Source organism: Peptoniphilus asaccharolyticus DSM 20463, assembly GCF_900176115.1.
Lineage (GTDB): Bacteria > Bacillota > Clostridia > Tissierellales > Peptoniphilaceae > Peptoniphilus > Peptoniphilus asaccharolyticus.
Genome location: NZ_FWWR01000017.1, coordinates 219,383 through 244,947 on the forward strand (window position 1 = coordinate 219,383; position 25,565 = coordinate 244,947).

The 25,565-nt window shown below is 35.5% G+C and carries 40 protein-coding genes and 1 riboswitch; all 40 genes read left to right on the forward strand.

Translation table 11 applies throughout. The features are described from left to right. Positions 1 to 12: 12 nt before the first annotated feature. A complete protein-coding gene (locus tag B8869_RS10970; RefSeq protein ID WP_084231643.1) occupies positions 13 to 1,041 on the forward strand; it encodes a glycosyltransferase family 4 protein in 1,029 nt (342 codons plus the stop codon). Next, positions 1,042 to 2,151 carry a non-hydrolyzing UDP-N-acetylglucosamine 2-epimerase gene (gene wecB, locus B8869_RS10975; RefSeq protein ID WP_084231644.1) on the forward strand — a complete coding sequence of 370 codons (1,110 nt, stop codon included), beginning with the start codon at positions 1,042 to 1,044 and terminating at the stop codon, positions 2,149 to 2,151. Positions 2,152 to 2,659: 508 nt separating this feature from the next. Beyond that, a complete protein-coding gene (locus tag B8869_RS10980; RefSeq protein ID WP_084231645.1) occupies positions 2,660 to 3,844 on the forward strand; it encodes an acetyl-CoA C-acetyltransferase in 1,185 nt (394 codons plus the stop codon). A 10-nt stretch (positions 3,845 to 3,854) separates the two neighbouring features. Then, on the forward strand, positions 3,855 to 4,634 hold the full coding sequence (locus B8869_RS10985) for an enoyl-CoA hydratase-related protein (protein WP_084231646.1): 780 nt from the start codon (positions 3,855 to 3,857) through the stop codon (positions 4,632 to 4,634). A 10-nt stretch (positions 4,635 to 4,644) separates the two neighbouring features. After that, positions 4,645 to 5,484, forward strand: coding sequence for a 3-hydroxybutyryl-CoA dehydrogenase (locus tag B8869_RS10990; RefSeq protein WP_084231647.1), 840 nt, complete (start codon positions 4,645 to 4,647; stop codon positions 5,482 to 5,484). Between the two features lie 77 nt (positions 5,485 to 5,561). Then, positions 5,562 to 5,669, forward strand: a riboswitch (TPP riboswitch). 102 nt (positions 5,670 to 5,771) lie between these two features. Next, positions 5,772 to 7,085, forward strand: a complete 1,314-nt coding sequence (gene thiC / locus B8869_RS10995) for a phosphomethylpyrimidine synthase ThiC (protein ID WP_084231648.1) — start codon at positions 5,772 to 5,774, stop codon at positions 7,083 to 7,085. Between the two features lie 235 nt (positions 7,086 to 7,320). Then, positions 7,321 to 8,541: an ABC transporter substrate-binding protein gene (locus tag B8869_RS11000; protein WP_084231649.1), complete on the forward strand. Its 1,221-nt coding sequence runs from the start codon at positions 7,321 to 7,323 to the stop codon at positions 8,539 to 8,541. A 4-nt stretch (positions 8,542 to 8,545) separates the two neighbouring features. Next, a complete protein-coding gene (locus tag B8869_RS11005) occupies positions 8,546 to 9,250 on the forward strand; it encodes a GTP-binding protein (protein WP_084231650.1) in 705 nt (234 codons plus the stop codon). After that, positions 9,240 to 10,226, forward strand: coding sequence for an ATP-binding cassette domain-containing protein (locus B8869_RS11010; protein ID WP_084231651.1), 987 nt, complete (start codon positions 9,240 to 9,242; stop codon positions 10,224 to 10,226). The genes B8869_RS11005 and B8869_RS11010 overlap by 11 nt, the downstream gene beginning before the upstream one ends. Before the next feature lie 431 nt (positions 10,227 to 10,657). Next, positions 10,658 to 10,969, forward strand: coding sequence for a 30S ribosomal protein S10 (gene rpsJ / locus B8869_RS11015; protein ID WP_004820326.1), 312 nt, complete (start codon positions 10,658 to 10,660; stop codon positions 10,967 to 10,969). 55 nt (positions 10,970 to 11,024) lie between these two features. After that, positions 11,025 to 11,657 carry a 50S ribosomal protein L3 gene (gene rplC / locus B8869_RS11020; RefSeq protein WP_084231652.1) on the forward strand — a complete coding sequence of 211 codons (633 nt, stop codon included), beginning with the start codon at positions 11,025 to 11,027 and terminating at the stop codon, positions 11,655 to 11,657. An 18-nt stretch (positions 11,658 to 11,675) separates the two neighbouring features. Next, the gene (gene rplD / locus B8869_RS11025; RefSeq protein ID WP_084231653.1) at positions 11,676 to 12,299 is read left to right on the forward strand and encodes a 50S ribosomal protein L4; all 624 of its coding nucleotides are present in this window, start codon (positions 11,676 to 11,678) and stop codon (positions 12,297 to 12,299) included. Next, positions 12,299 to 12,589: a 50S ribosomal protein L23 gene (rplW, locus tag B8869_RS11030; protein WP_084231654.1), complete on the forward strand. Its 291-nt coding sequence runs from the start codon at positions 12,299 to 12,301 to the stop codon at positions 12,587 to 12,589. The genes rplD and rplW overlap by 1 nt, the downstream gene beginning before the upstream one ends. Before the next feature lie 11 nt (positions 12,590 to 12,600). After that, complete coding sequence (rplB, locus tag B8869_RS11035) at positions 12,601 to 13,431, forward strand: 50S ribosomal protein L2 (protein WP_084231655.1); 831 nt, start codon at positions 12,601 to 12,603, stop codon at positions 13,429 to 13,431. A gap of 14 nt (positions 13,432 to 13,445) precedes the next feature. Next, entirely contained in the window at positions 13,446 to 13,727 is a 282-nt protein-coding gene (rpsS, locus tag B8869_RS11040) for a 30S ribosomal protein S19 (RefSeq protein ID WP_084231656.1), read from the forward strand. Between the two features lie 13 nt (positions 13,728 to 13,740). Then, positions 13,741 to 14,076, forward strand: coding sequence for a 50S ribosomal protein L22 (gene rplV, locus B8869_RS11045; protein ID WP_040552264.1), 336 nt, complete (start codon positions 13,741 to 13,743; stop codon positions 14,074 to 14,076). Between the two features lie 11 nt (positions 14,077 to 14,087). Continuing rightward, positions 14,088 to 14,864: a 30S ribosomal protein S3 gene (gene rpsC, locus B8869_RS11050; protein WP_084231657.1), complete on the forward strand. Its 777-nt coding sequence runs from the start codon at positions 14,088 to 14,090 to the stop codon at positions 14,862 to 14,864. 24 nt (positions 14,865 to 14,888) lie between these two features. Continuing rightward, entirely contained in the window at positions 14,889 to 15,320 is a 432-nt protein-coding gene (gene rplP, locus B8869_RS11055) for a 50S ribosomal protein L16 (RefSeq protein WP_004820338.1), read from the forward strand. Then, on the forward strand, positions 15,310 to 15,516 hold the full coding sequence (gene rpmC / locus B8869_RS11060; protein WP_084231658.1) for a 50S ribosomal protein L29: 207 nt from the start codon (positions 15,310 to 15,312) through the stop codon (positions 15,514 to 15,516). The genes rplP and rpmC overlap by 11 nt, the downstream gene beginning before the upstream one ends. A gap of 3 nt (positions 15,517 to 15,519) precedes the next feature. Continuing rightward, positions 15,520 to 15,774, forward strand: coding sequence for a 30S ribosomal protein S17 (rpsQ, locus tag B8869_RS11065; RefSeq protein ID WP_004820342.1), 255 nt, complete (start codon positions 15,520 to 15,522; stop codon positions 15,772 to 15,774). 14 nt (positions 15,775 to 15,788) lie between these two features. Then, positions 15,789 to 16,157 (forward strand): 50S ribosomal protein L14, encoded by a 369-nt coding sequence (rplN, locus tag B8869_RS11070; RefSeq protein WP_084231659.1) that lies wholly within the window; start codon positions 15,789 to 15,791, stop codon positions 16,155 to 16,157. Between the two features lie 13 nt (positions 16,158 to 16,170). Beyond that, the gene (gene rplX, locus B8869_RS11075) at positions 16,171 to 16,473 is read left to right on the forward strand and encodes a 50S ribosomal protein L24 (protein WP_004820345.1); all 303 of its coding nucleotides are present in this window, start codon (positions 16,171 to 16,173) and stop codon (positions 16,471 to 16,473) included. Between the two features lie 11 nt (positions 16,474 to 16,484). Then, on the forward strand, positions 16,485 to 17,027 hold the full coding sequence (gene rplE, locus B8869_RS11080; protein ID WP_084231660.1) for a 50S ribosomal protein L5: 543 nt from the start codon (positions 16,485 to 16,487) through the stop codon (positions 17,025 to 17,027). Positions 17,028 to 17,039: 12 nt separating this feature from the next. Then, entirely contained in the window at positions 17,040 to 17,225 is a 186-nt protein-coding gene (locus tag B8869_RS11085; RefSeq protein ID WP_084231661.1) for a type Z 30S ribosomal protein S14, read from the forward strand. Positions 17,226 to 17,249: 24 nt separating this feature from the next. Then, positions 17,250 to 17,645 (forward strand): 30S ribosomal protein S8, encoded by a 396-nt coding sequence (rpsH, locus tag B8869_RS11090; RefSeq protein WP_084231662.1) that lies wholly within the window; start codon positions 17,250 to 17,252, stop codon positions 17,643 to 17,645. Between the two features lie 9 nt (positions 17,646 to 17,654). After that, positions 17,655 to 18,191, forward strand: coding sequence for a 50S ribosomal protein L6 (rplF, locus tag B8869_RS11095; RefSeq protein ID WP_084231663.1), 537 nt, complete (start codon positions 17,655 to 17,657; stop codon positions 18,189 to 18,191). A gap of 10 nt (positions 18,192 to 18,201) precedes the next feature. Then, positions 18,202 to 18,564 (forward strand): 50S ribosomal protein L18, encoded by a 363-nt coding sequence (rplR, locus tag B8869_RS11100; RefSeq protein WP_084231664.1) that lies wholly within the window; start codon positions 18,202 to 18,204, stop codon positions 18,562 to 18,564. Between the two features lie 14 nt (positions 18,565 to 18,578). Beyond that, on the forward strand, positions 18,579 to 19,085 hold the full coding sequence (gene rpsE, locus B8869_RS11105) for a 30S ribosomal protein S5 (protein ID WP_004820358.1): 507 nt from the start codon (positions 18,579 to 18,581) through the stop codon (positions 19,083 to 19,085). A gap of 14 nt (positions 19,086 to 19,099) precedes the next feature. Then, entirely contained in the window at positions 19,100 to 19,267 is a 168-nt protein-coding gene (rpmD, locus tag B8869_RS11110) for a 50S ribosomal protein L30 (protein WP_004820360.1), read from the forward strand. Positions 19,268 to 19,280: 13 nt separating this feature from the next. Next, entirely contained in the window at positions 19,281 to 19,730 is a 450-nt protein-coding gene (rplO, locus tag B8869_RS11115; RefSeq protein WP_084231665.1) for a 50S ribosomal protein L15, read from the forward strand. Continuing rightward, a complete protein-coding gene (secY, locus tag B8869_RS11120) occupies positions 19,730 to 21,010 on the forward strand; it encodes a preprotein translocase subunit SecY (RefSeq protein ID WP_084231666.1) in 1,281 nt (426 codons plus the stop codon). The genes rplO and secY overlap by 1 nt, the downstream gene beginning before the upstream one ends. A 9-nt stretch (positions 21,011 to 21,019) precedes the next feature. Then, positions 21,020 to 21,667: an adenylate kinase gene (locus B8869_RS11125; protein WP_084231667.1), complete on the forward strand. Its 648-nt coding sequence runs from the start codon at positions 21,020 to 21,022 to the stop codon at positions 21,665 to 21,667. Continuing rightward, positions 21,667 to 21,918 carry a KOW domain-containing RNA-binding protein gene (locus B8869_RS11130; RefSeq protein WP_084231668.1) on the forward strand — a complete coding sequence of 84 codons (252 nt, stop codon included), beginning with the start codon at positions 21,667 to 21,669 and terminating at the stop codon, positions 21,916 to 21,918. Before B8869_RS11125 ends, B8869_RS11130 begins: the two co-directional genes overlap by 1 nt. 17 nt (positions 21,919 to 21,935) lie before the next feature. Continuing rightward, on the forward strand, positions 21,936 to 22,154 hold the full coding sequence (infA, locus tag B8869_RS11135; protein WP_004820369.1) for a translation initiation factor IF-1: 219 nt from the start codon (positions 21,936 to 21,938) through the stop codon (positions 22,152 to 22,154). 54 nt (positions 22,155 to 22,208) lie between these two features. Next, positions 22,209 to 22,322 (forward strand): 50S ribosomal protein L36, encoded by a 114-nt coding sequence (gene rpmJ, locus B8869_RS11140; protein ID WP_004820371.1) that lies wholly within the window; start codon positions 22,209 to 22,211, stop codon positions 22,320 to 22,322. Positions 22,323 to 22,332: 10 nt separating this feature from the next. After that, positions 22,333 to 22,695 carry a 30S ribosomal protein S13 gene (gene rpsM, locus B8869_RS11145; RefSeq protein ID WP_084231669.1) on the forward strand — a complete coding sequence of 121 codons (363 nt, stop codon included), beginning with the start codon at positions 22,333 to 22,335 and terminating at the stop codon, positions 22,693 to 22,695. A gap of 12 nt (positions 22,696 to 22,707) precedes the next feature. Then, positions 22,708 to 23,106 carry a 30S ribosomal protein S11 gene (rpsK, locus tag B8869_RS11150; protein ID WP_084231670.1) on the forward strand — a complete coding sequence of 133 codons (399 nt, stop codon included), beginning with the start codon at positions 22,708 to 22,710 and terminating at the stop codon, positions 23,104 to 23,106. Between the two features lie 31 nt (positions 23,107 to 23,137). Beyond that, positions 23,138 to 24,085, forward strand: a complete 948-nt coding sequence (locus tag B8869_RS11155; RefSeq protein WP_084231671.1) for a DNA-directed RNA polymerase subunit alpha — start codon at positions 23,138 to 23,140, stop codon at positions 24,083 to 24,085. A 13-nt stretch (positions 24,086 to 24,098) separates the two neighbouring features. Further along, on the forward strand, positions 24,099 to 24,440 hold the full coding sequence (rplQ, locus tag B8869_RS11160; protein ID WP_004820380.1) for a 50S ribosomal protein L17: 342 nt from the start codon (positions 24,099 to 24,101) through the stop codon (positions 24,438 to 24,440). 132 nt (positions 24,441 to 24,572) lie between these two features. After that, positions 24,573 to 25,559: an IS30 family transposase gene (locus B8869_RS11165; RefSeq protein ID WP_084229742.1), complete on the forward strand. Its 987-nt coding sequence runs from the start codon at positions 24,573 to 24,575 to the stop codon at positions 25,557 to 25,559. Positions 25,560 to 25,565 lie beyond the last annotated feature (6 nt).

Genomic DNA, 25,565 nt, shown 5'->3' on the forward strand with positions numbered 1-25,565 from the left:
GAGGTGTCTGATATGGCGCAACTCTTAAAACCTATTGTTCTGGCGTTTTTAGTATCTCTTGTCATGACTCCGATTGTGATAAGACTTGCTAAAAAATTTGGGTTTTTAGATATACCTAAGGATGCCAGAAGAATGCACAATAAGCCAATACCACTTTCAGGTGGTGTGGCAATGTATGTTGCTATAATGATTGGTATGATAGTTTTCTTAAAATTGAATAGAGAATTGATATGCGTCATGATAGGGGCAACTTTAATTCTCATTTCAGGGCTTATAGATGACAAGACGGACATGAGCCCTAAGATGAAACTATTGTTTCAACTTACAGCAGCACTAATATTAATAGTCGGAAATGTCAGAGTAGAATTTTTTACCAATCCATTTCCAATAGGAGAGACTGTAATATTTTTGGGAGTGCTTTCAATTCCAATAACTATATTTTGGATTGTGGGCATTACTAACACTGTTAATTTAATAGATGGAATGGATGGATTGGCGGCTGGAGTTTCACTAATCTGTTCGATTTCTCTTATGGTAATAGCAAATAAGTTTGGCTATGGCAACATGGCAATTATAGCAGCTCTTTTGGTTGGAGCGTGTGCAGGATTTTTGCCCTATAACTTCAATCCGGCAAAGATTTTTATGGGAGATACCGGAGCTTTATTTTTAGGATTTATGCTATCTTATATATCAGTTGAAGGTATAATGAAGTCAGCCGCTGCACTAACTATTATAGTGCCGGTGTTGATACTTGGAGTGCCGGTCTTTGATACAACTTTTGCTATGATAAGAAGAAAATTAAGTGGTAAAAAAATAATGCAAGCCGATAAAGGTCATTTACACCATAGACTTTTGGCTTTAGGGCTTACGCAAAAGCAAACTGTTCTCACACTTTATGTGATATCAATTATATTTGGGTTATTAGCCATAGTGGTAGCTAAAGTAGATGCTAAGACAGGTCTATTTATATCTGCACTTGTAATAGCCGGAATTATAGTCATGGGAATATTTAGCGGGATGTTTAAGTCCAAGGAGGAATAAATGAAAGTAATATGTGTTTTCGGGACTAGACCTGAGGCCATAAAAATGGCACCTATAGTGTTAGAACTTAAAAAGAGAACTAATATAGAAACCATAGTTGCTGTTACTGGACAACATAGAGAGATGTTAGACCAAGTTTTGAAGATATTTAACATAGTGCCAGACTATGATATGAATATTTTTAAACCGGGTCAAACTCTTACAGAGATAACTGTAAATTCTCTTTTAGGCCTTGAAAAGATTTTGGATAAAGAAAAGCCGGATTTGCTTTTGACACAAGGCGATACTACAACAGTTTTTGCATCAGCTGTTGCAGCATTCTATAAGCAAATCAAGATAGGGCACGTTGAAGCGGGACTTAGATCAGGGAATTTATATTCACCATATCCGGAAGAAGCTAACAGAATGTTAACCGGAGTGCTTACTGACTTCCATTTTTGTCCAACAGATGGCAACAGACAAAATTTACTTAGAGAAGGCTATGATGACGAAAAAATTTATATTACAGGAAACACTGTAATAGATGCTTTAAAGATAGCTGTAAAAGAAGATTTTGTATTTGAAGACAGTGTTCTAAACGAAATAGATTATTCTAAAAAAGTTGTGCTATTGACTTCTCATAGAAGGGAAAATATAGGACAACCTATGGAAAATATATTTAAAGCAGTAAAAGATGTAGTTAGAGAGAGGGAAAATATAGAAGTTATATTCCCGGTACACTTAAATCCAAAGGTTAGAGAAATAGCTAAGAAATATTTTGAAGATGAAGATAGAGTTCACATGATAGAACCTCTTGATTATCTTCCTTTCTCAAATCTTATGAACAAAGTTCATTTGGTGCTTACAGATTCTGGTGGAGTTCAAGAAGAAGCTCCGGCACTTGGAAAGCCTGTCTTAGTTCTTAGAGAAGAAACTGAGAGAATGGAAGGTGTAGATGCTAACACAGCAAGACTTGTTGGTACTAAGTATGAAAATGTTTATAAAAACTTTTTAGAGCTTATAGATAATCAAGAAGTTTATAATGAAATGGCTCATGCTGTAAATCCTTATGGTGATGGAACTGCTGCTGTTAAAATCATTGATATAATTGAAAACAATTTTAGAAAGTAAAGGACTTAGGTTCTTTACTTTTTAAGTGTTAAATGAGATAAAAACACAATTTTTAGTAGAATAGAATTAAAAATAAATTAAATCTATTCTAAAAGGTGCTTTTAAAGTAGATTTATGTTAAAATCTCAATGGAAACATTTAGAATCAATTTCACATTGTGGGAAATAATTTTAATACATTTATTGTTGATTAAAGTTTTGTAATGGGTAATATTAATATTAGCTGATAATATGCTATAAATTAACTTGGTAAAGGAATAACTAAAAACTTCAGATAGAGTTTAAAAAAGATATTTGTAATTGCTGAAAATTTATGGCATTTATAAGTACATAGCTATAAAACATTTTGCTTTACAGCTATAAAATTTAGATTATGGAACTTTAAAAGTTTATTTGGACTTTAACTTAACATAATTGGTTAAAATTCAAGCAAAGAGCAAAAAAATAAAAAACACAAATCAATCAGGTAGCTTTAAAGTTGACCAGATTTAATTTTAGGAGGAAAATTTATGACAAAAGTAGTTATTGCAAGTGCGGCAAGAACACCTGTAGGTTCTTACGGTGGGGTATTTAAAAACGTTACAGCTGTAGAACTTGGAAAAGTAGCAGCTCAAGAAGCTATCAAGAGAGCTGGAATTGATCCTGCAACAATTGACGAAGTAATTATAGGAAACGTTCTTCAAGCTGGTCTTGGACAAAACGTTGCAAGACAAGTTTGTATAGAAGCAGGAATTCCTAAGGAAGTTCCAGCAATGACAATCAACAAGGTTTGTGGTTCAGGACTTAGAGCAATTTCACTTGCAGCTCAAATTATAAAAGCTGGAGATGCTGAAATAGTTCTTGCTGGTGGTACTGAAAATATGTCATTAGCTCCATATGTACTTGATAAAGCAAGATGGGGAGCAAGAATGGGCGACGGTAAGATGATCGACGTAATGATTAAAGATGGTCTTTGGGATGCATTCAACAATTACCACATGGGAATCACAGCTGAAAACGTAGCTGAAGAATTTGGCATCTCAAGAGAAGAACAAGATCACCTTGCAACAGTTTCTCAAAACAGAGCTGAAGTTGCTCGTAGAGACGGAAGATTTGCTGATGAAATCGTGCCTGTAGAAATCAAAGACAGAAAAGGTAATGTAACTGTTGTAGATAGAGACGAATTTATAAGAGACGGAGTAACTGAAGAAGCTCTTGCTAAATTAAAACCAGCTTTCAAAAAAGATGGTGGCACTGTTACAGCTGGTAACGCATCAGGAATCAACGACGGAGCTGCTATAATGGTAGTTATGTCAGAAGAAAAAGCAAAAGAATTAGGCATTGAACCTTTAGCAACTGTTGTATCTTATGCATCAGCTGGTGTAGATCCTAAAATAATGGGTACTGGTCCAATCCCTTCTTCAAGAAAAGCTCTTGATAAAGCTGGATGGGAAGTTTCTGATCTTGATTTAATCGAAGCTAACGAAGCATTCGCAGCACAAGCTGGCGCTGTAGCTAAAGAACTTGGATTTGATATGGAAAAGGTAAATGTAAACGGAGGAGCAATCGCTGTAGGACACCCTATCGGAGCAAGTGGAGCTAGAATTTTAACAACTTTGCTTTTCGAAATGAAGAAGAGAGACGCAAAGAAAGGTCTTGCTACTTTATGTATAGGTGGGGGACAAGGAACAGCACTTACAGTTGAAAGAGGCTAAATGATATAAAATGGATTACAAATTTTTAAAACTTGAGAATAACGAAAATATTTTAACGCTTACAATAAATAGGGAAAAGAGCTTAAACACTCTTAATTCAGAAGTTATAAATGAACTTGACAAATGTTTTACTGAAATAGAATTATCTACAGACATAGAAGTTGTAGTTATAACTGGAGCTGGAAAAGCTTTCGTAGCTGGAGCTGACATCTCTGAAATGGCTACTTTAAATCCTGCAGAAGCAAGTGAATTTGCTAAAAGAGGTATGGATGTATTTTTAAAACTTGAAAAGTTAAAAATACCGGTAATTGCAGCAATAAACGGATTTGCCCTTGGGGGTGGTTGTGAGTTAGCTCTTTCTTGCGATATAAGAGTTGCTTCAACAAAAGCACTAATTGGTCAACCTGAAGTAGGCCTTGGAATAACTCCTGGTTTTGGTGGTACTCAAAGACTTGCTCGTACAGTAGGTTTAGCTAAAGCTAAAGAATTAATTTTCACAGCTGAACCTATTAAGGCTGAAAAGGCATACGAAATAGGCCTTGTATCTCACGTTGTAGAACCTGAAAATTTAATGGAACAAGCTTATGAAATAGCTAGAAAGATAACAAAGAACTCTAAGACAGCTATTAGAAACTGTAAGGAATCTATGAATACAGGTATGCAAGTAGATATCGACACAGCTATGAATATAGAAAAGTCACTTTTCGGTCTATGCTTTGCAACTAACGATCAAAAAGAAGGAATGAACGCATTCCTTGAAAAGAGAAAACCACAATTTCAAAACAACTAAGGAGGAAAAGATGAAAATAGCAGTAATAGGATCAGGTACTATGGGTTCTGGTATAGCTCAAGTTTTAGCACCAAAACACGAAGTTGTTGTAAGAGATATAGCACCACAAGCTCTTCAAGCAGCTCAAGAAAGAATTAAAAAAGGTTATGAAAAAAATGTTTCTAAGGGTAAGATGACTCAAGAAGAAATGGATCAAGCACTTAAGAATTTATCTGTTTCAGACTCTATAGAAGACATCAAAGATGCAGATTTAATAATTGAAGCTGCAACTGAAAATCCTACAATTAAGAAAGCAATTTTTAAAGAGCTTGATGAAGTTTGCAAAGAATCAACAATCCTTGCTTCAAACACTTCTTCTCTTTCAATAACTGATATAGGAGCTGCAACATCTAGACCTGATAAGGTAATAGGAATGCACTTCTTCAATCCAGTGCCTGCAATGAAACTTATCGAAGTTATTTCAGGACAACTTACAGATGAAGCTGTTAAGACAACTATAATTGATCTATCTAATGAAATAGGTAAGACTCCAGTTGAAGTGGCAGAAGCACCTGGATTTGTAGTAAATAGAATTTTAATCCCAATGATTAACGAAGCTATTGGAATTTATGCTGAGGGAGTAGCAAGCGTTGAAGATATCGACAGCGCTATGAAACTTGGAGCTAACCACCCAATGGGCCCTCTTGAATTAGGGGACTTAGTTGGATTAGATGTAGTGCTTGCTATTATGGATGTACTTTATGATGAATTTAAAGACCCTAAATACAGAGCACACACTCTTCTTAGAAAAATGGTTAGAGCGGGACAACTTGGTAGAAAAACTAAAAAAGGCTTCTACGAATACAACTAATATAAAAAATCAAAACTCTCGAGAAAACTCGGGAGTTTTTTTATTGGTTTGCATACTATAAAAAATATATGGTATTATTTAGTTATAAAGGGAGCTCATAATGTTGGGCTGAGAGTAAGCTAACAGGCTTTGACCTATAACCAGATTTGGATAATGCCAACGTTGGGAAATATTCGTGAAACGTAGAATACTTTTTGACGAGGATTCTACGTTTTTTTATTGCAGTATTCATTTATAAAACTGGAGTGTATCAAAAGCCTATTTTTAGAAAAGAGAGGGAGAATATTTTGAAGTATAAGACACAGATGGAGGCTGCAAAGGCGGGCTTTGTAACTGATGAAATGAGAGTAGTTGCTCAAAGAGAAGGATTAGATGTAGAGTTTATTTTGAATGGAGTTAAAGAGGGGAAGATTGCTATACCAGCAAATAAAAACCATAAGAGGAATACATATGCTGGAGTGGGCAAGGGGCTTAAGACTAAAATAAATGTAAATCTTGGAATATCAAGAGACTGTCCTGATGTGGAGTGTGAGATTGTAAAGGTAAAAGAAGCTTTAAACATGAAAGCTGACGCAATAATGGACTTATCATCTTTTGGAAAGACTGAGCAATTTAGAAAGAGACTTGTCGAAGTGTCAGACGCAATGGTGGGGACTGTTCCAATCTATGATGCTGTTGGATTTTACGATAAGGAATTACAAGATATAACTGCTGAAGAATTTTTAGACGTTGTTAGAAAGCATGGAGAAAATGGAGTTGACTTTGTTACCATTCATGCAGGAGTTAATCTTTCATCTGCGGAAGTCTTTAAAAGAAATCCGAGACTTTTAAATATTGTATCAAGAGGTGGTTCACTTACATACGCTTGGATGGAGTTGAATAAGAGAGAGAATCCTTATTTTGAATATTACGACCGACTATTGGATATATGTGCGGAATATGACATCACAATATCTTTGGGAGATGGTATGAGACCAGGATGTTTGGCTGACGGAACAGATGCAAGTCAAATACATGAATTAATTTTATTGGGTGAGTTAGCTAAGAGAGCTTGGGATAAAAATGTTCAGGTTATGATAGAAGGGCCGGGACATATACAGATAAATGATGTTGAAACTAATATCAAGATAGCTAAGAAGTTGACTCATGAAGCTCCTCTATATGTCTTAGGGCCATTGGTAACAGATGTGGCGCCTGGATATGACCATATAACTTCAGCCATTGGTGGTGCGATTGCTGCTGCAGCTGGAGTGGATTTCCTTTGTTATGTAACTCCTGCAGAGCATTTGAGATTACCGACTCTTGATGATATGAGAGAGGGAATAATCGCCTGTAGGATAGCTGCTCATTCTGGAGATATAGCTAAAGGTGTGAAATGTGCTTTCGAGTGGGATAGAAAGATGGGAGAAGCCCGTAGAGTTTTGGATTGGGACGCTCAATTTGAACTCTCAATGGATCCGGAAAAATGTAAGAGATATAGGGAAGAGAGTGTTCCTATGCATGGCGATTCTTGCACAATGTGTGGCAAGATGTGTTCTGTTAGAAATATGAATAGAATAATGGATGGTAAGGACATAAATATTTTAAGAGCAGAAGATTGATTTGGATTGAATAAAATTTATATTTTATGGGTGTGGACGTAGAGTTCATGCCCTTATTTTATTTTGAAATATGATTGACTATTGAAATTCTTTTAATTTATAGAGAACTAATTGAATTATTTTTTTGTAAAAAAGATAATTCGTATCATATGTTACGTAATCGGTTTGAAGTTTGTGTTATATTTTATTTAAGATAAGACGAATAGAAGATTTATATGAGAAACAGGAGCATATTATGAATAAGTATTTTAATATAGAAGATAAAATTGGAAAGATTATTGGAGATTATCCTGAAACACTGGATGTGTTTGTAACTAATGGATTTGAGCAGTTGAGTAATCCTATTATGAGAAAAACTATGGCTAATTCAGTGAGTTTAGAAATGGCGCTTAAAATGAAAAAGATAAGTGTTGCGTTATTTTGCAATAAGTTAGAAGATGCCATAAGCCAAAATAGAAATTCAGTTGATAAGACTTTGAGTGAAGAGGGGAGTTTCGCTGATGGAGATATTAGAATAGAAGGAGTTTTGCCTTGTCCGATAAGACTTCCTCTGCTTGAAAATTTCTCTGCCGAAGTTGAAAAACTTCAAAGTACGATGGAAAAGAAGATTGGATTTGATTTGCGTTCTGCGAGCATGGGAATAGAGTTCATACAAGAACAAGTTGCGACAGGTGATGTTAATAAGTTGCCTGATATGATGCTTTCTGCAGGCTTTGAATTGTTTTTTGATAAAAAATATATGGGACAGTACAACGACAAGGGGATTTTTAAAACCAACAATAAAGAATTTAATTCGGATTTCTGCAATGATGCAATTGATTTGAGAGACCCTAAGGGAGAATATTATATAATAGGTGTTGTGCCGGCTGTTTTGATGGTGAATGAAACTTTCCTTGGAGATAGGGAGTGTCCAAAGACTTGGGCGGATATATTAAAGCCTGAATTTGAAAATTCTCTTGCACTTCCAATGAAGGACTTAGATTTATTCAATGCTGTGATACTACACATATATGCGGAATTTGGAGAAGATGGAATTAAGAACTTGGCAAGGTCTTTCTACAAGAGTTTGCATCCGGCGCAAATGGTAAAGCTAAAACCTCAAGAGAGAGGGCCGGCGATAAATATTTCACCATATTTCTTTACACAGATGATTCCAGCTGAAGGAAATATGAAAGCTGTGTGGCCTGAAGATGGGGCTATAATAAGTCCAATATTTTTGGTGGCTAAGAAAGACAGAGAAGAGCTATTGCCATTTATGAAATATTTTACATCTAAAGAGGTCGGAGAGATATTTTCATCGAATGGTAAATTCCCATCAACTAATCCACTGGTAGATAATAAACTAAGTGATGATAAGACTTTTAAATGGGTTGGTTGGGATTATATACACAACAACGATATTGGCGAGATTTTAAATAAGTGTGAAAATTTATTTAATGATATAGTTTTGGGGTGAGAGTATGAATTTTGTAGTAGTGTCAGGGCCTCCATCTTCTGGTAAGACAAGCATGATTTTAAAAACGGCGGAAGCCTTGAAACAAAGAAATATAATGGTTGGAGTAGTTAAATTTGACTGCCTATATACAGATGATGATGTGCTTTATGAAAAAGCCGGCATAATGGTTAGAAAGGGTCTGTCAGGAGCGCTTTGTCCGGATCATTTTTTTGCTTCTAATGTTGAAGAAGTGGTTAAATGGGGAAATGAAAACAAATTAGATTTATTGATAACTGAATCTGCAGGGCTTTGCAATAGATGTTCCCCATATTTAAAAGATGTAAAGGGGATTTGTGTAATAGATAATTTATCAGGAATAAATACTCCAAAGAAAATAGGGCCAATGTTAAAATCGGCTGATATAGTGGTGATAACAAAAGGAGACATTGTATCTCAAGCTGAAAGAGAGGTGTTTTCAGCTAAGGTGAGTTCTGTGAATCCAAGGGCAATAACTATGCATGTGAATGGACTTACTGGTCAAGGGGCTTATGAACTCAGCACGCTATTGTATGACGAAAATGAAAATATAGAATCTGTAAAGGGAATGGAACTTAGATTTCCTATGCCAGCGGCTCTTTGTTCATATTGTTTAGGTGAAAGAAGAATAGGTGAGAGCTACCAAATGGGAAATGTCAGAAAGATGGATATGAGAGATAAAGATGAAAAATAAAACGATAGGTGAACTTTTAAATAAATATCCATTCATAGATTCATTTTTAGAAGAGAACCAATTGGATATAAGCGGATTTGAAAATTCAACTTATAGAGATTTTTTAAATCATTTTTCAATAGAAGAGATAGAGGACAATGCATTAGACATCGAGAGAATGGAAGAGGACTTCTTTAGCTATATAACTCAAATGAAAGAGTTCTTGGGGATGAATGACAATGGGGTTGAAAGCTTAACTATACTGTCGGGCATGGACAAGTCTGGGAATGTAGAAGGGTTTGACGAGCTTACGATAAACCGTTCTGAAATAGTTTCGATAGTTGGGCCAACTGGCTCTGGTAAGTCGAGATTACTTGCTGATATAGAGTGGACAGCTAATAGAGATACTCCAACCAAAAGAGCGATTAAGATAAATGGAGAATTTCCAGATAAGAAGTGGAGATTTTCTTCTAATAACAAACTTGTGGCACAGCTTTCTCAAAATATGAACTTTGTAATGGATTTATCTGTTAGAGAATTTCTTGAACTGCATGCACAGAGTAGAATGATAGAAGAAGTTGAGAGTACAGTTAGTAGAATAATAGAAGAAGCCAACAGGTTAGCTGGTGAAAAATTCGACACCAACACTCAGATAACAGCTTTAAGTGGCGGTCAATCAAGAGCTCTTATGATTGCGGATACTGCAATTCTTAGTACGTCTCCTATAGTCTTAATAGATGAAATTGAAAATGCAGGAATAGATAGGAAGAAAGCTCTTGATTTGTTGGTGTCAGAAGACAAGATAGTCTTGATGGCAACACATGACCCGTTGTTGGCACTAATGGCGGATAAGAGAGTTGTAATATCTAATGGTGGGATAAGCAAAGTCTTGTCTACTTCTCCACAAGAAAAAGAAAAATTAAAAGAACTTGAGAAGATGGACGAGATGTTACAAGAAGTTAGAAGACAATTGAGATATGGTGAAGAGATATATTAGATTTAGAGAACTTTAGGGTTCTCTTTTTCTTTTGGTTATATAAATAGTTGTAGTAAATATTTTTAAAAAGAGTTATAATACACAACGGCATTAAAAAACCAGTTGATTTTAAATTTATTTTTTAAAAAATTTTTTGAATGGAATAATTTTCAAAAAAATATAAAAAATATCACATAATCTTGAAAAAGTCCTTTACATCGGGGCTTGGTTTTTGTATAATGTATGAGCGTTTGAAATATATTTATATGCGATGACTCCATAAGTTGCTTGGAATCTTGAGGGAAAAAGGGATTTTGAGGTAATTATGGACGAGAAGTTGAAGCTGGACTTCAGCGTGGGTTATTTTTTCTTTTTTTAACCCCTGGCATGAAACACCGGGGAGTGTGTATCAATAACCCTACTCGCAAAACGTAGCGATTAGGAGGAATAAAATGGCAAACAAGCAAAAAATTAGAATCAGACTTAAAGCTTACGATCATGAACTATTAGATAGTTCTGCTTCAAGAATTGTGGAAGCTGCAAAGCAAACAGGTGCTACTGTTTCAGGTCCAATTCCACTTCCTACAGAAAAGGAAATCATAACAATTCTAAGAGCTGTTCACAAGTACAAAGATTCAAGGGAGCAATTCGAACAAAGAACTCACAAACGTCTAATTGACATAGTTAATCCAAATCAAAAGACTGTTGATTCTCTAATGAAACTCAACTTACCAGCAGGCGTTGAGATAGAAATCAAGCTTTAATAATTGTTCTTTATATGATTGCGAAGCAATCCGCTGTAAATTTAGGAGGTAGACATTGAAATTATTAATGGGTAAAAAAATCGGGATGACTCAAATCTTCGATGAAGGTGGAGTTGTTACACCGGTTACAGTTATTCAAGTTGAACCAAATGTTGTTGTTCAAAAGAAGACTGTAGAGGTTGACGGATACAACGCTATTCAAATAGCTGTTGGTGAAGTTAAGGAAAGAAGAGTAAACAAACCAATGAAAGGACACTTTGATAAAGCGTCTGTTGCTTACAAAAAATTCCTTAAAGAATTCAGAACTGAAGAAGTAGAAGCTTACAATGTAGGCGACGAAATTAAAGTTGACATCTTCCAAGTTGGCGAATGTGTTGACGTAACTGGAACTTCAAAAGGTAAGGGAACTCAAGGTGTTATTAAGAGACACGGTTTCGCTCGTGGTAGAGAAACTCACGGTTCTAAGTTCCACAGAATGCCTGGTGGTATGGGAGCTGCTTCTTATCCTGGAAAAGTATTCAAAGGTCATAGAATGGCTGGAAAGATGGGTAATGACAGAGTTACTGTTCAAAACCTTGAAGTTGTTAGAATTGATGCGGATAAGAACCTAATTCTTGTAAAAGGAGCTGTTCCAGGAAATAAAAAGGGTCTTGTAACAGTTAGACAAACTGTAAAGAACCATAAGTAAGTGAAAGGAGGGTTTTAAATGCCTAAAGTTCAAGTTATTAATATGAACGGTGAAAATATTTCTGAAGTTGAATTAAACGAAGAAATTTTTGATATAGAAGTAAATGAACACGCTGTCTATCTAGTAGTAAAAAACATTTTAGCTAATAGAAGACAAGGAACAAAGAGTGCTAAAACTCGTTCAGAAGTGCGTGGTGGCGGTAGAAAACCTTGGAGACAAAAGGGTACAGGACGTGCTCGTCAAGGTAGTATAAGATCTCCTCAATTTAGAGGCGGTGGAGTTGTATTTGCACCAAAGCCAAGAGATTTCTCTTACACAACTCCTAAGAAAGTTAGAAGACTTGCTCTTAAGAGTGTGTTAACTTCTAAACTAAGAGATGGAGAAATAATTGTACTTGATAACATCAAATTTGATGAAGTTAAGACAAAGAACTTCCAAAAAATGTTAAACACAATAGGTGCTGACAGAAAAGCATTAGTGGTAACTGCTGAGAATGATAAAGATGTTGTAAGAGCTGGAGCTAACATAGCGGGAGTTCAAACTTCAGAAGCTCGTAACATCAATGTATATGACTTATTAAAATACAACTCATTAGTAATCACTCAAGATGCACTTAAAGTGGTTGAGGAGGTATTTAACTAATGAATTACTATGACATTATTAAAAAACCAATAGTAAGCGAAAAGAGTATGGACCTTATCGAAAATGGTAAATACACTTTCGAAGTTGATAAACATGCAACTAAAACTGAAATAAGAGCAGCAGTTGAAACTGTTTTTGGCGTAAAGGTTAAGACTGTAAGAACTATGAACATGGCAGGAAAGCTTAAGAGACAAGGTGCTCATCAAGGTAGACGTCCTAACTGGAAAAAAGCAATAGTTCAACTTACAGAGGATTCTAAATCAATTGAATTCTTTGATGGAATGGAATAAGGAGGTAGACAATGGCTATAAAAGGATATAAACCAACCTCTCCTGCGCGTAGACAGATGACTGTTTCTACTTTTGAAGAAATAACAAAAACCACTCCTGAAAAGAGCTTAACAGTAAGCTTAAAGAGTTCAGGCGGTAGAAATGCTCAAGGTAGAATCACTTCACGTCACAGAGGCGGCGGAGTTAAAAGAAGATACAGAATTATAGATTTTAAAAGAAATAAAGATGGAGTACCTGCTAAGGTTGCAACAATAGAATACGATCCAAACAGAACTTCATATATAGCACTTTTAAATTATGCTGATGGAGAAAAGAGATATATCATCGCTCCAGAAGGATTAAAAGTTGGAGATACTGTTGAATCAGGTTCAAATGCTGATATCAAAGTAGGTAATGCTCTTGAACTTAAAGACATTCCTGTTGGTACAACAGTTCACAATATTGAAATGACACCGGGTAAAGGTGGACAACTTGCAAGAAGTGCTGGTACAGAAGCTCAATTAATGGCTAAGGAAGGAAGATTTGCTCAACTTAGACTTCCATCAGGAGAGTTTAGAAGAGTGTTCTTAAACTGTAAAGCTACAATTGGTTCTGTAGGTAATGCTTCTCACGAACTTATCACTCTAGGTAAGGCTGGAAAGAGCAGATATCTTGGAAAGAGACCTCATGTAAGAGGAACTGTAATGAACCCTGTTGATCACCCTCATGGTGGTGGGGAAGGTAGAGCTCCAGTAGGTAGACCTTCACCAATGACTCCTTGGGGTAAACCAGCTCTTGGTCTTAAGACAAGAAAGAAAAACAAGAAGAGCGATATGTATATCGTAAGAAGAAGAACTAAGTAAGCGGGAGGTATAGAATGAGTAGATCACTTAAAAAAGGACCTTTTGCAGATGAACATTTGCTAAAGAAGATAGATGAATTAAATGAATCAAATCAAAAGAAAGTTATAAAAACATGGTCTCGCCGTTCAACTATATTCCCTGAAATGGTAGGACATACTATTGCAGTTCATGACGGCAGAAAGCATGTGCCAATTTTTATAACTGAAGATATGGTTGGTCACAAACTTGGTGAATTCGTTCCAACAAGAACTTATAGAGGACATGTTGCTAAGAACGAAAAGACTACAAGGAAGTAAGAGAGGGGATAAGATGGAAGCAAGAGCAATTGCAAAATATGTAAGAATTTCACCGCTCAAAGTAAACTACATCTGTGCTGAAATTCGTGGAAAGCAAGTCGACGAAGCCCTTTCAATGTTAAAGTTTACTCCAAAAAGAGGAGCTAAAGAACTTTATAAAGTGCTTCATTCTGCTGTAGCTAATGCTGAAAATAATTTAAATATAGATAGAGAAAATTTATACGTTAAGAATGCATTTGCTAATGATGGTCCTACAATGAAGAGATTTCGCCCTAAGGCTAAAGGGATGGCTTATCCAATACTTAAGAGATCAAGTCACATCGGCGTTGTAGTAGCAGAAATGGAATAAGGAGGGTATTAATGGGCCAAAAGGTTAACCCACATGGACTTCGTGTCGGCATAATCAAAGATTGGGATTCAAAATGGTATGCAAACAAGAAGAATTTTGCAGGACTATTAGTTGAAGACAACGAAATTCGTAAATATGTAAAGAAAAAACTTTATACAGCTGGTATTTCTAAAATAGAAATCGAAAGAGCTGCAAACAAAGTTAAGGTTTCAATATCTACTGCTAAACCAGGTATGGTAATTGGACGTGGCGGAGTAGGCGTTGAAGAACTTAGAGCTGAACTTGAAAAATTAACAGGTAAAAGCGTAGTAATTAATATAGAAGAAATTAAAAACCAAGATTTAGATGCAATACTTGTTGCTGAATCAATTGCTGAATCACTTGAAAGAAGAGTTTCTTTCAGAAGAGCAATGAAACAAGCTATTCAAAGAAGTATGAGATCAGGAGCACAAGGTATCAAAACAGCTGTTTCAGGTCGTTTAGGTGGAGCAGATATGGCAAGAACTGAAGGATATTCAGAAGGAACTATACCTCTACAAACACTAAGAGCTGATATTGATTACGGATTTGCTGAAGCTGATACAACTTATGGTAAGATCGGTGTAAAGGTATGGATTTATAAGGGAGAAGTTCTTCCAGGAGTGTCAGGAAACAGAGTTAACGATGACAACAGAAAAAGAAGACCTAAAAACAAAGATCAAAGAGATAGAGATAACAAGAACAACAGAAAGAGAAACTTTAGAAACGATCGTAATAACCAAAGAGGTTCTAAAGAAAGATCAAACTGAGCTTTTTAAAAGGAGGAAAACAGTATGTTAATGCCTAAAAGAGTGAAGTATCGTAGAGTTCATAGAGGTAGAATGAAGGGTAAGGCACTTCGTGGAAACACCCTTACTTACGGAGAATATGGTCTTCAAGCACTTGAACCTGCATGGATTACTTCAAATCAAATAGAATCGGCACGTCGTGCTATGACAAGATATATCAAAAGAGGCGGTAATATCTGGATTAAGATATTCCCTGATAAGTCAGTAACTGAAAAACCAGCTGAAACTCGTATGGGTTCTGGTAAAGGGGCTCCTTCATATTGGGTAGCAGTTGTAAAACCAGGACGTATCATGTTTGAAATGAGTGGAGTAAGCGAAGAAGTAGCTCGTGAAGCTATGAGACTTGCAGCTATGAAACTTCCAATTAAAACAAGATTCGTTATGAAAGAAAAGGATGGTGAATCTAATGAAGGCTAAAGAAATTCGCCAAATGTCAAGTGAAGAACTAAATAAAAGAGCAAACGAACTTAAGAATGAACTCTTCAACTTGAGATTCAGACTTGCAACAGGACAACTTGAAAATCCTGCAAGCATCAAAGCAGTAAAGAAAGATATTGCCAGAGTTAAGACCATTCTTAAAGAACGTGAATTAGAAGTTGGAAAGGAGGCATAATCCATGGAAAGAAATCATAGAAAACAAATCACAGGAACAGTTGTCTCCGATAAAATGGATAAAACAATAGTAGTAGCGGTGGAAACTTTCAAGGTTCACCCAATCTATAAGAAAAGATTCAAGAAAACCACTAAATTCAAAGCGCATGACGAAAAAAATGAATGTGGAATCGGCGATAAAGTAAGAATTATGGAAACAAGACCACTATCTAAAGACAAGAGATGGAGACTTGTAAATATTATTGAGAAAGCTCAATAAGTAAGGAGAGATCAATGATACAACAAGAAACTAGACTACGTGTTGCTGACAATTCCGGAGCTAAAGAACTACTTGTCATTAAAGTCCTAGGTGGTACAAACAGAAGAATCGCAAACATTGGTGATGTTGTAGTATGTTCTGTTAAAAGTGCAACACCGGGCGGTGTTGTTAAAAAAGGTTCTGTAGTTAAAGCAGTAATCGTAAGAACAAGCAAAGGAATTAGCCGTGCAGACGGATCATATATAAAATTTGACGACAATGCAGCAGTAATAATAAAGGATGATAAGAGTCCAGTAGGAACTCGTATCTTCGGACCGGTTACAAGAGAACTTAGAGGCGAAAACTTCATGAAGATTATCTCTTTAGCACCGGAAGTACTATAATCGGGAGGTAGAAATGCGTATTAAAAAAGGTGATACAGTTAAAGTAATTGCCGGAAAAGACAAAGGAGCTACCGGTAAAGTACTTAAAACTTTCCCAAAAGAAGATAGAGTTGTAGTAGAAAAGGTAAATGTAGTAACTAAACATTTAAAACCTAGAGGACCACAACAAGCGGGCGGTATTGAAAAGCAAGAAGCTCCAATTCATGTTTCAAATGTACAATACTTTGTAGACGGAAAAGTTTCAAAGATTGGTTACAGAATTGAAGACGGCAAGAAAGTTAGATATGCAAAATCTAACGGAAAAACTATTAAGTAAGGAGGTAGAATATGACTTCAAGACTACAAGAAAAATATAATAATGAAGTAGTAAACTATCTACTTGAAAAGTTTGGTTATAAGAACGTAATGGAAGTACCTAAGCTTGAAAAAGTTGTAATTAACATCGGACTTGGAGAAGCTAAAGACAATCCAAAACTTCTTGAATCAGCTATAAATGATTTAACTCTTATTTCAGGACAAAAGCCTGTTGTAACTTATGCAAAGAAGAGTATCGCGAACTTCAAACTTCGTGAAGGTCATAAAATAGGATGTAAAGTAACACTTAGAGGTCAAAAGATGTATGACTTCTTAGATAAATTAATGAACGTTGCACTTCCAAGAGTTAGAGACTTCAGAGGAATTAAGCCAACAGCATTTGATGGAAGAGGAAACTATGCTCTAGGCCTTAAAGAACAACTTATATTCCCTGAAATTGAATATGATAAAGTTGATGCTATAAGAGGTATGGATATTATCATAGTAACATCTGCTAACACAGACGAAGAAGCTAAAGCTTTCCTAGAAAAAATGGGAATGCCATTTACAAAATAGTAGGAGGTAACTGTGGCAAAGAAATCAATGGTTGCTAAACAAAAAAGAAAACAAAAGTTCAGCAGTCGTGAATATACAAGATGTAGTATTTGTGGTAGACCGCATTCCGTACTTAAGAAATACGGTATTTGTAGAATTTGTTTTAGAGAATTGGCTTACAAAGGACAAATCCCCGGAGTAAGAAAAGCCAGCTGGTAAACCTAAGAAGGGAGGCGAAAGCACATGATGACAGATCCAATCGCAGATATGCTCACCAGAATAAGAAATGGTAATAGCGCAAGACATAAGTCTGTAGATATACCTGCTTCAAACATTAAAAAAGAAATATCAAACATCTTATTAAAAGAAGGTTACATCAAGAATTTTGAAGTAATTGATGATGACAAACAAGGTGTTATTAGAATAGATTTAAAATATGGTGAAAACAATGAAAAAGTAATTAGTGGTATTAAGAGAATTTCAAAGCCGGGACTTAGAGTGTACGTTGGGAGTCAAGACGTGCCAAAAGTTTTAGGGGGTCTTGGAATCGCAATTATCTCAACTTCTAAGGGAATGTTAACAGATAAAGAAGCGAGACAAAACAACGTAGGCGGAGAAGTTATTTGCTACGTTTGGTAAGGAGGACATATGTCAAGAATTGGAAAAAAACCTATTGAGATCCCAAGTGGCGTTGACGTAAAGTTCGACGGAAATACAGTAACAGTAAAGGGTCCAAAAGGAGAATTATCTCAAACTTTTGATAGCTCCATGAAAATAAGCTTACAAGATGGAAGTCTTATTGTAGAAAGACCATCCGATAGCAAAAAACATAAGTCATTACATGGCCTTGTAAGAACTTTAATTCAAAACATGGTTGTGGGAGTTACTGAAGGTTACAAAAAAGAATTAGAAATAATTGGTACAGGATACAGAGCAGCTAAAAACGGTAAGAAATTAGCCCTAAACTTAGGTTTTTCACACCCATTAGAGCTTGAAGATCCAGCAGGAATCGAAACAGAAGTACCAGCTCCAACTAAAATCATCGTATCAGGTATTGATAAACAACAAGTTGGCCAATATGCAGCTTTAATTAGAAAATACAGACAACCTGAACCATACAAAGGAAAAGGTATCAGATATGTTGATGAATACGTAAGACGTAAAGTTGGAAAGACAGGTAAGTAGGAGGTAAACAGTGTTTAAAAAAATCGATAAAAATGCGAATAGAATAAAGAGACACAAAAGAATTAGAAATCACATCTCCGGTACCGAGTCACGTCCAAGACTTTCTGTTTTCAGATCAAGTGCACACATTTATGCACAAATTATAGATGATGTAAACGGAAACACACTTGTAAGTGCTTCAACTTTAGATAAGTCATTAGGACTTGAAAACACTAAAAACATTGAAGCAGCAAAGGTAATTGGAGAAACTGTAGCAAAGAAAGCTTTAGAAGCCGGCATTTCTGAAGTTGTATTTGATAGAAGTGGATACCTATATCACGGAAAAGTAAAAGCTCTTGCAGAAGCAGCAAGAGAAGCCGGACTAAAATTTTAACAGGGGAGGGAAATATGGAACGTTCATTAATCGACGCTAGAGAACTAGACCTTGAAGACAAAGTAGTAGCAATAAACAGAGTTGCTAAAGTTGTAAAGGGCGGTAAGAACTTCAGATTCTCTGCACTTGTTGTTGTAGGTGACAGAAATGGTCACGTAGGTATTGGAACTGGTAAAGCACTTGAAGTACCAGAAGCAATTAGAAAAGCAACACAAGATGCTAAAAAGCACTTAATAAAAGTAAACTTACTAGGAACAAGTATCCCTCACCAAATCACAGGAATTTTTGGAGCGGGTAAAGTATTTTTAAAACCAGCTAGTGAAGGTACCGGAGTTATAGCAGGTGGTCCTGTTCGTGCGGTATGCGAATTAGCAGGTATAACTGATATACGTACTCACAACTTGGGAACTTCAAATCCGAGAAATGTTGTTAACGCTACAGTTAAAGCACTTTCAGAACTTAAGAGTGCAGAAAGCGTAGCAAGACTTAGAAATAAGTCTGTAGATGAGATTTTAGGATAAGGGGGTAGAAGACTATGAAAATTAAATTAGTAAAGAGCCCTATCGGTAGACAAAAGACTCATAAGAAAACAGTTAAAGCACTTGGATTCAAGAAATTAGGACAAGTACTTGAAAAAGAAGATAATCCTCAAATCAGAGGTATGATAAAGCAAGTAGCATACATGCTTGAAATCGAAGAATAAGGAGGTGTAAGACGTGAAATTACATGACTTAAGACCTGCAGAAGGCGGCGGTGTAAGAGCCAAAAAGAGACTTGGTAGAGGTATCGGATCAGGTACAGGAAAAACTGCCGGAAGAGGACACAAAGGGCAAAACGCTAGAAGCGGTGGAGGAGTAAGACCTGGATTTGAAGGGGGTCAAATGCCTCTATTCAGACGTCTACCTAAGAGAGGTTTCACTAATAACTTCGCAAAAGAGTGGGCTATAGTAAATCTTGAAGCTCTTAACGTATTTGAAGAAGGAACAGAAGTTACACCTGAACTTTTAATAGAACAAGGTCTTGTTAAAGCAAGAAAAGCTAAAGACGGAGTTAGAATACTAGGCAACGGAGAAATCAATGTTAAGCTTACTGTAAAAGCTCAACACATCTCAAAGTCTGCGGCAGAAAAAATTGAGGCTGCGGGAGGAAAGGCCGAGGTGATCTAATGATTTCTACATTTAGAAATGCTTGGAAGATACCCAATTTGCGTAAAAAGATGATTTTCACTCTTTTAATGCTATTGGTATACAGACTTGGTTCACACATACCGGTTCCGTATATGAATGCTCAAGTCGTTCAAAAATTATTTAACGGAGCAAATCAATCAGTATTTGCTCTAATCGACTTGATGAGCGGTGGTAGTTTAAGTAACTATACAATATTTGCAGCTAATATATATCCTTATATTACTGCATCAATTGTATTGCAACTTTTGACAATAGCAATTCCTTCATTAGAAGCACTTGCTAAAGAAGGAGAAACAGGAAGAAAGACAATAGCAAAATACACTAGATATTTAGCTATAGTTATAGCTTTAGTACAAGCTTTAGGATATTCTTTCGGTTTCTTTGGAAAAGCTGTAATGGCAACAAACTTTATGGAAAAATCAGTAGTTGTTTTATCCATAGTAGCAGGTACAGCGTTTCTAATCTGGATTGGAGAACAAATTACAGAACACGGAATCGGAAATGGTATTTCAATAATAATATTTGCGGGTATCGTTACAAGATTCCCTAAAGATATAGCACAATCAATAGCTTTAGTAAAAGCAGGTAGAGCAAATCCTATATTCCTTGTTCTATTCTTATTGATTGTAATCGGAATAATCTTCTTTGTAGTTACACTTAACGAAGGTGAAAGAAGAATTCCAGTGCAATATGCAAAAAGAGTTGTAGGCAGAAAGATGTATGGTGGACAATCAACTCATATACCTATTAAGGTACTTATGACTGGTGTAATGCCAATGATTTTCTCAAGTTCAATCGTAGCAATACCAGCTACAATTGCAATGTTCACAAGAAATGAGTCAACAAAGAACTTTATATTAAAGTATTTCACAACACAAGGTGCAGTAGGAACTATACTTTACATTGTATTCACAGTACTTTTAATAGTATTCTTCACTTATTTCTATACATCAATTCAATTTAATACTGTAGAGTATTCAAAGCAAATGCAACAAAATGGTGGTTTCGTACCAGGAATAAGATCTGGTAAACCAACAAGCGAATATTTACAAAGAACAGTTAACAGATTAGTATTTCCAGGAGCTATAGCACTTGCGATATTAGCAATACTTCCAATACTACTTAATAAAATCAGTGGACTTCCATTTGCATTTGGTGGTACAAGTATGATAATCGTAGTAGGTGTAATCCTTGAAACTACAAGAACTCTAGAACAACAACTATTAATGAGACACTATAAAGGTTTCTTAAAGAAATAGGAGGAGAATATGAAGCTCGTTATACTAGGACCTCCAGGGGCTGGTAAAGGTACTCAAGCAGAGTCAATTATAGAGAAATATAACATTCCTCATATATCAACTGGAGACATTTTTAGAGAAAATATAAAAAATGAAACAGAACTTGGTAAAAAAGCTAAAGGTTACATGGACAAAGGACTTTTAGTACCAGATGAAGTAGTAATTGAAATAGTAGAAGATAGACTACAACGTGAAGACTGTAAAGATGGTTTCCTATTAGATGGATTCCCTCGTACAGTACAACAAGCAGTTAGCTTAGATGCTATGCTTGATAGAATGGGAACTAAACTTGATCGTGTTGTAAACATTGAAGTAGACCCTAAGATATTAGTTGAAAGAGCAGTTGGCAGAAGAATCTGTAAAACTTGCGGTGCAACTTATCACGTTAAGTTTAATCCTCCAATAGTTGAAGGAGTTTGTGACAAGGACAGTACACCTCTAATTCAAAGAGCAGACGATACGGAAGAAACAGTAAGCACGAGAATTAAGGTTTATTTAGACCAAACAACACCGCTTATTGACTATTACAAAGCTCAATCATTATTATTAAATGTTGATGGAGAGCAAGAAATAGGTGAAGTATTTAAAGCAGTAGTAAATGGGTTAGAAAATGACTAATGGAGTTAACAAATAATATAAAAATTGGTCAAGTTGTCAAATCGAAAACCGGGCGTGATGCAGGGGGAATATTTTTAGTCTATAAAGTTTTAGACAACGAATATGTTGAGATTGTAGATGGCAAGAGAAGAACGCTTGAAAAGCCTAAGAAAAAGAAGATGAAGCACTTAATGGTGTATAATGCTATAGAAGAGATTCATCCTCAAATCTTAGATGCTCACATAAGAAAGTTGCTAAAGCAATATATCTAAGAGAAAGGAGCCTTAGAGTGGCCAAAGAAGATGTAATTGAAGTTGAAGGAATAGTAGTTGATGCTCTTCCAAACACTCATTTTAAAGTTGAGTTGGAAAATGGACACGTTATTTTAGCTCATATCTCAGGCAAATTGAGAATGAACTATATAAGAATACTTCCAGGTGATAAGGTAACTGTTGAACTTTCCCCATACGATTTGACTAGGGGTAGAATTACCTGGAGAAAGAAATAATCCTATATCCGAAAGGAATACCCGTAAGGGCACATGAACTAGGAGGAATACAGAATGAAAGTTAGACCATCTGTAAAAAAGATGTGCGAAAAATGTAAGATAATTAAGAGAAAAGGCCGTGTAATGGTCATTTGCGAAAATCCTAAGCACAAGCAAAGACAAGGTTAAGGGGGAACTTATGGCAAGAATCGCTGGTATTGATTTACCCAGAGAAAAGCGTGTTGAAATAGGTCTTACCTATATCTATGGAATCGGAAGAAAGAGATCTCAAGAGATTTTAACTAAAGCCGATGTAAATTTTGATACAAGGGTTAAGGACTTATCTGAAGCGGAAGTAGCTCGTATAAGAGAAGAAATAGCTAATTACCAAGTAGAAGGAGATCTACGTCGTGAAGTTCAAATGAACATCAAGAGACTTAGAGATATCAACTGCTACAGAGGTATGAGACATAAAAAAGGCCTTCCAGTAAGAGGTCAAAAAACTAAAACTAATGCTAGGACAAGAAAAGGTCCTAAGAAATTAGTTTCTAAAAAGAAGTAAAGGAGGGGTAAAATGGCTAAAAAACAACAAAAAGCGACTCGTGTAAGAAGAAGAGAACGTAAAAACATTGAAAAAGGTCAAGCTCACATAGCTTCAACATTCAATAATACCATGGTTACCCTTACTGATATGTCAGGAAACGTAATATCTTGGGCAAGTGCTGGACAACTTGGTTTTAGAGGATCAAGAAAATCAACTCCTTTTGCAGCACAAGAAGCTGCACAAGAAGCTGCAAACAAAGCTAAAGAACATGGACTAAAACAAGTAGAGGTTTATGTTAAGGGACCGGGTTCAGGAAGAGAAGCTGCAATCAGATCATTACAAGCTTCAGGATTAGAAGTAACAATGATCAAAGATGTAACACCAATTCCACACAATGGTTGTAGACCACCTAAACGTAGGAGAGTTTAACGCACTCCTGTAGGCACAAAGAGGAGGACCCATGATAGAAATAGAAAAACCGAGCATTGAGATAGAAGAAATTAGTGATAGCGGTGAATATGGTAAGTTTATAGTAGAACCACTTGAAAGTGGCTATGGAATTACCATAGGGAACTCTCTTAGAAGGGTTCTTCTTTCATCACTACCCGGTGCTGCAGTTTCATTTATCAACATCAGAGGTGTTGAGCATGAATTTGATACAATTCCGGGAGTTCTTGAAGATGTACCGCAAATCATATTAAACATTAAGGGATTAGTTCTAAGAATGGATGAAGAGCTACCTGTTAAGCTTATTATTGAAAAGAAGGGCGAAGGGGTAATTACTGCATCTGATATTCAAGTAGGACCAGAAGTGGAGATAGTAAATCCTGATCACCACATTGCTACACTTAATGAAGATGCGGATGTCTATATGGAATTGACTGTAGAAAAGGGACGTGGCTATGAACCAGCTGAATTAAAGAAAGAAGAAATTTCTGAAATAGGCGTCATAGCAATAGATTCAAACTATACTCCAATTAAGAAAGTTAATTGGAAAGTTGAAAACACAAGAGTTGGACAAAGAACTGACTTTGATAAACTAATTCTTGAAGTTACAACAGATGGATCTATGAAAGCTGATGAAGCAACATCTCTTGCTGCAAAAATCCTAACAGAACACTTAGATTTGTTTATTGGTTTAACTGACCATGTGGATCAGGTCAACATCATGGTTGAAAAACCTGAAGATGATAAAGAAAAAGTTCTAGAGATGACAGTTGAAGAAATGGATTTATCTGTTAGAAGTTTCAATTGTCTAAAGAGAGCCAACATCAACACAGTTGAAGAACTTGCTTCTAAAACTGAAGATGAAATGATGAAGGTTAGAAATTTAGGAAGAAAATCTTTAGAAGAAGTTATTAATAAGTTAAATGAACTCGGACTTGGTTTGAGACAAGAAGACGAATAAAGAGGAGGGACACATGGCAAAGTTAAGAAAACTTGGTCGCCCAACTGCACATAGAAAAGCTATGCTTAGAAATCTTGTAACTTCACTTTTAAGAGAAGGACAAATAACTACTACAGTTACAAGAGCTAAAGAAACTAAGAGAATGGCTGAAAAAATGATCACTCTTGGAAAAAGAGGAGATCTTCACGCAAGAAGACAAGCTTTAGCTTATATATATGATGAAGATGTAGTTACTAAATTATTTACTGAAATAGCTCCAAACTATTCAGAAAGAAATGGTGGATACACTAGAATATTAAAGCTTGGTAACCGTCTTGGGGATGGCGCAGAAAAGGCTATAATTCAATTAGTATAAATAAGAGCCCATAGAGGCTCTTTTTTAATGGATAATTTATCATAACAAGTGCAACATAAATAAACTCATAGCTAATCAGCTGTGTTAATATGTAAGTGACCAAACAAAACATATTAAAAGGAGTGATTAACTATGAGCTATAACCATCTTACCATAGAAGAAAGATCTTGTATTTACCAATTTTTAAATTTAGGAATGAGTATAAGGAAAATTGCACAAGCACTTAAAAGGTCACCTAGTACAATATCTAGAGAAATTAAAAGAAATTCATCTAAGATAAAAGTTAGTAGGGGAAGTTACACTAAGTACTTTCCGATAAAGGCAAATGATAAATATATTGATAGAAGAAAAGACTGCCATAGAAAAAGTAAATTTTCTAAAGATGTTATTGATTATTTAACTGTAAAGATTAACGAACATTGGTCCCCTGAACAAATATCAAATAGAAACACAAATGAGATTCATGAATTACCATCTACATCAACGATATATAGAATGATACACGCCAAAAAGCTGCCAAAAACTAGTATGAAAAATTTGAGAAGAAAAGCTAAATTTAAAAGGCCAGCAGAAAAAAGAGGAAAATTCAATGATAAAGGTAGAACAATTAAGAAAAGACCTAAAGAGATATACAGAAGGCAAGAATTAGGCCACTGGGAAGCAGATACAGTGGAATCAGGCAGATTAGATCATAAAAGGAAAAGTAGATGTTGTTTCGTAACTTTAGCAGAAAGAAAATCTAGATATTATATAGCAATCCTAGTTGAAAATAGAAAGTCGGAAAGCGTAACACCAGCAATAATAAATGCATTAAAAGATTATCCAAAAGAATTAGTAAAAACAATAACCTTTGATAGAGGTAAAGAATTTTCAGAATTTGAGAAAATAGAAAAAGAATTAGGATGCAAAACTTATTTTTGTGATCCCTATTGTGCATGGCAAAAAGGTACAAATGAAAATAGTAACGGACTTTTGAGGGAGTTTTATCCTAAGGGTATGGATTTATCAGAAGTGAATATTGATGAATTAAATTATAACTTAAGTTTAATGAATAATAGACCTAGAAAATGTATAAAATATAAAACACCTAAAGAAGAACTTTTTGGTCTCTTACCATAGGTGTTG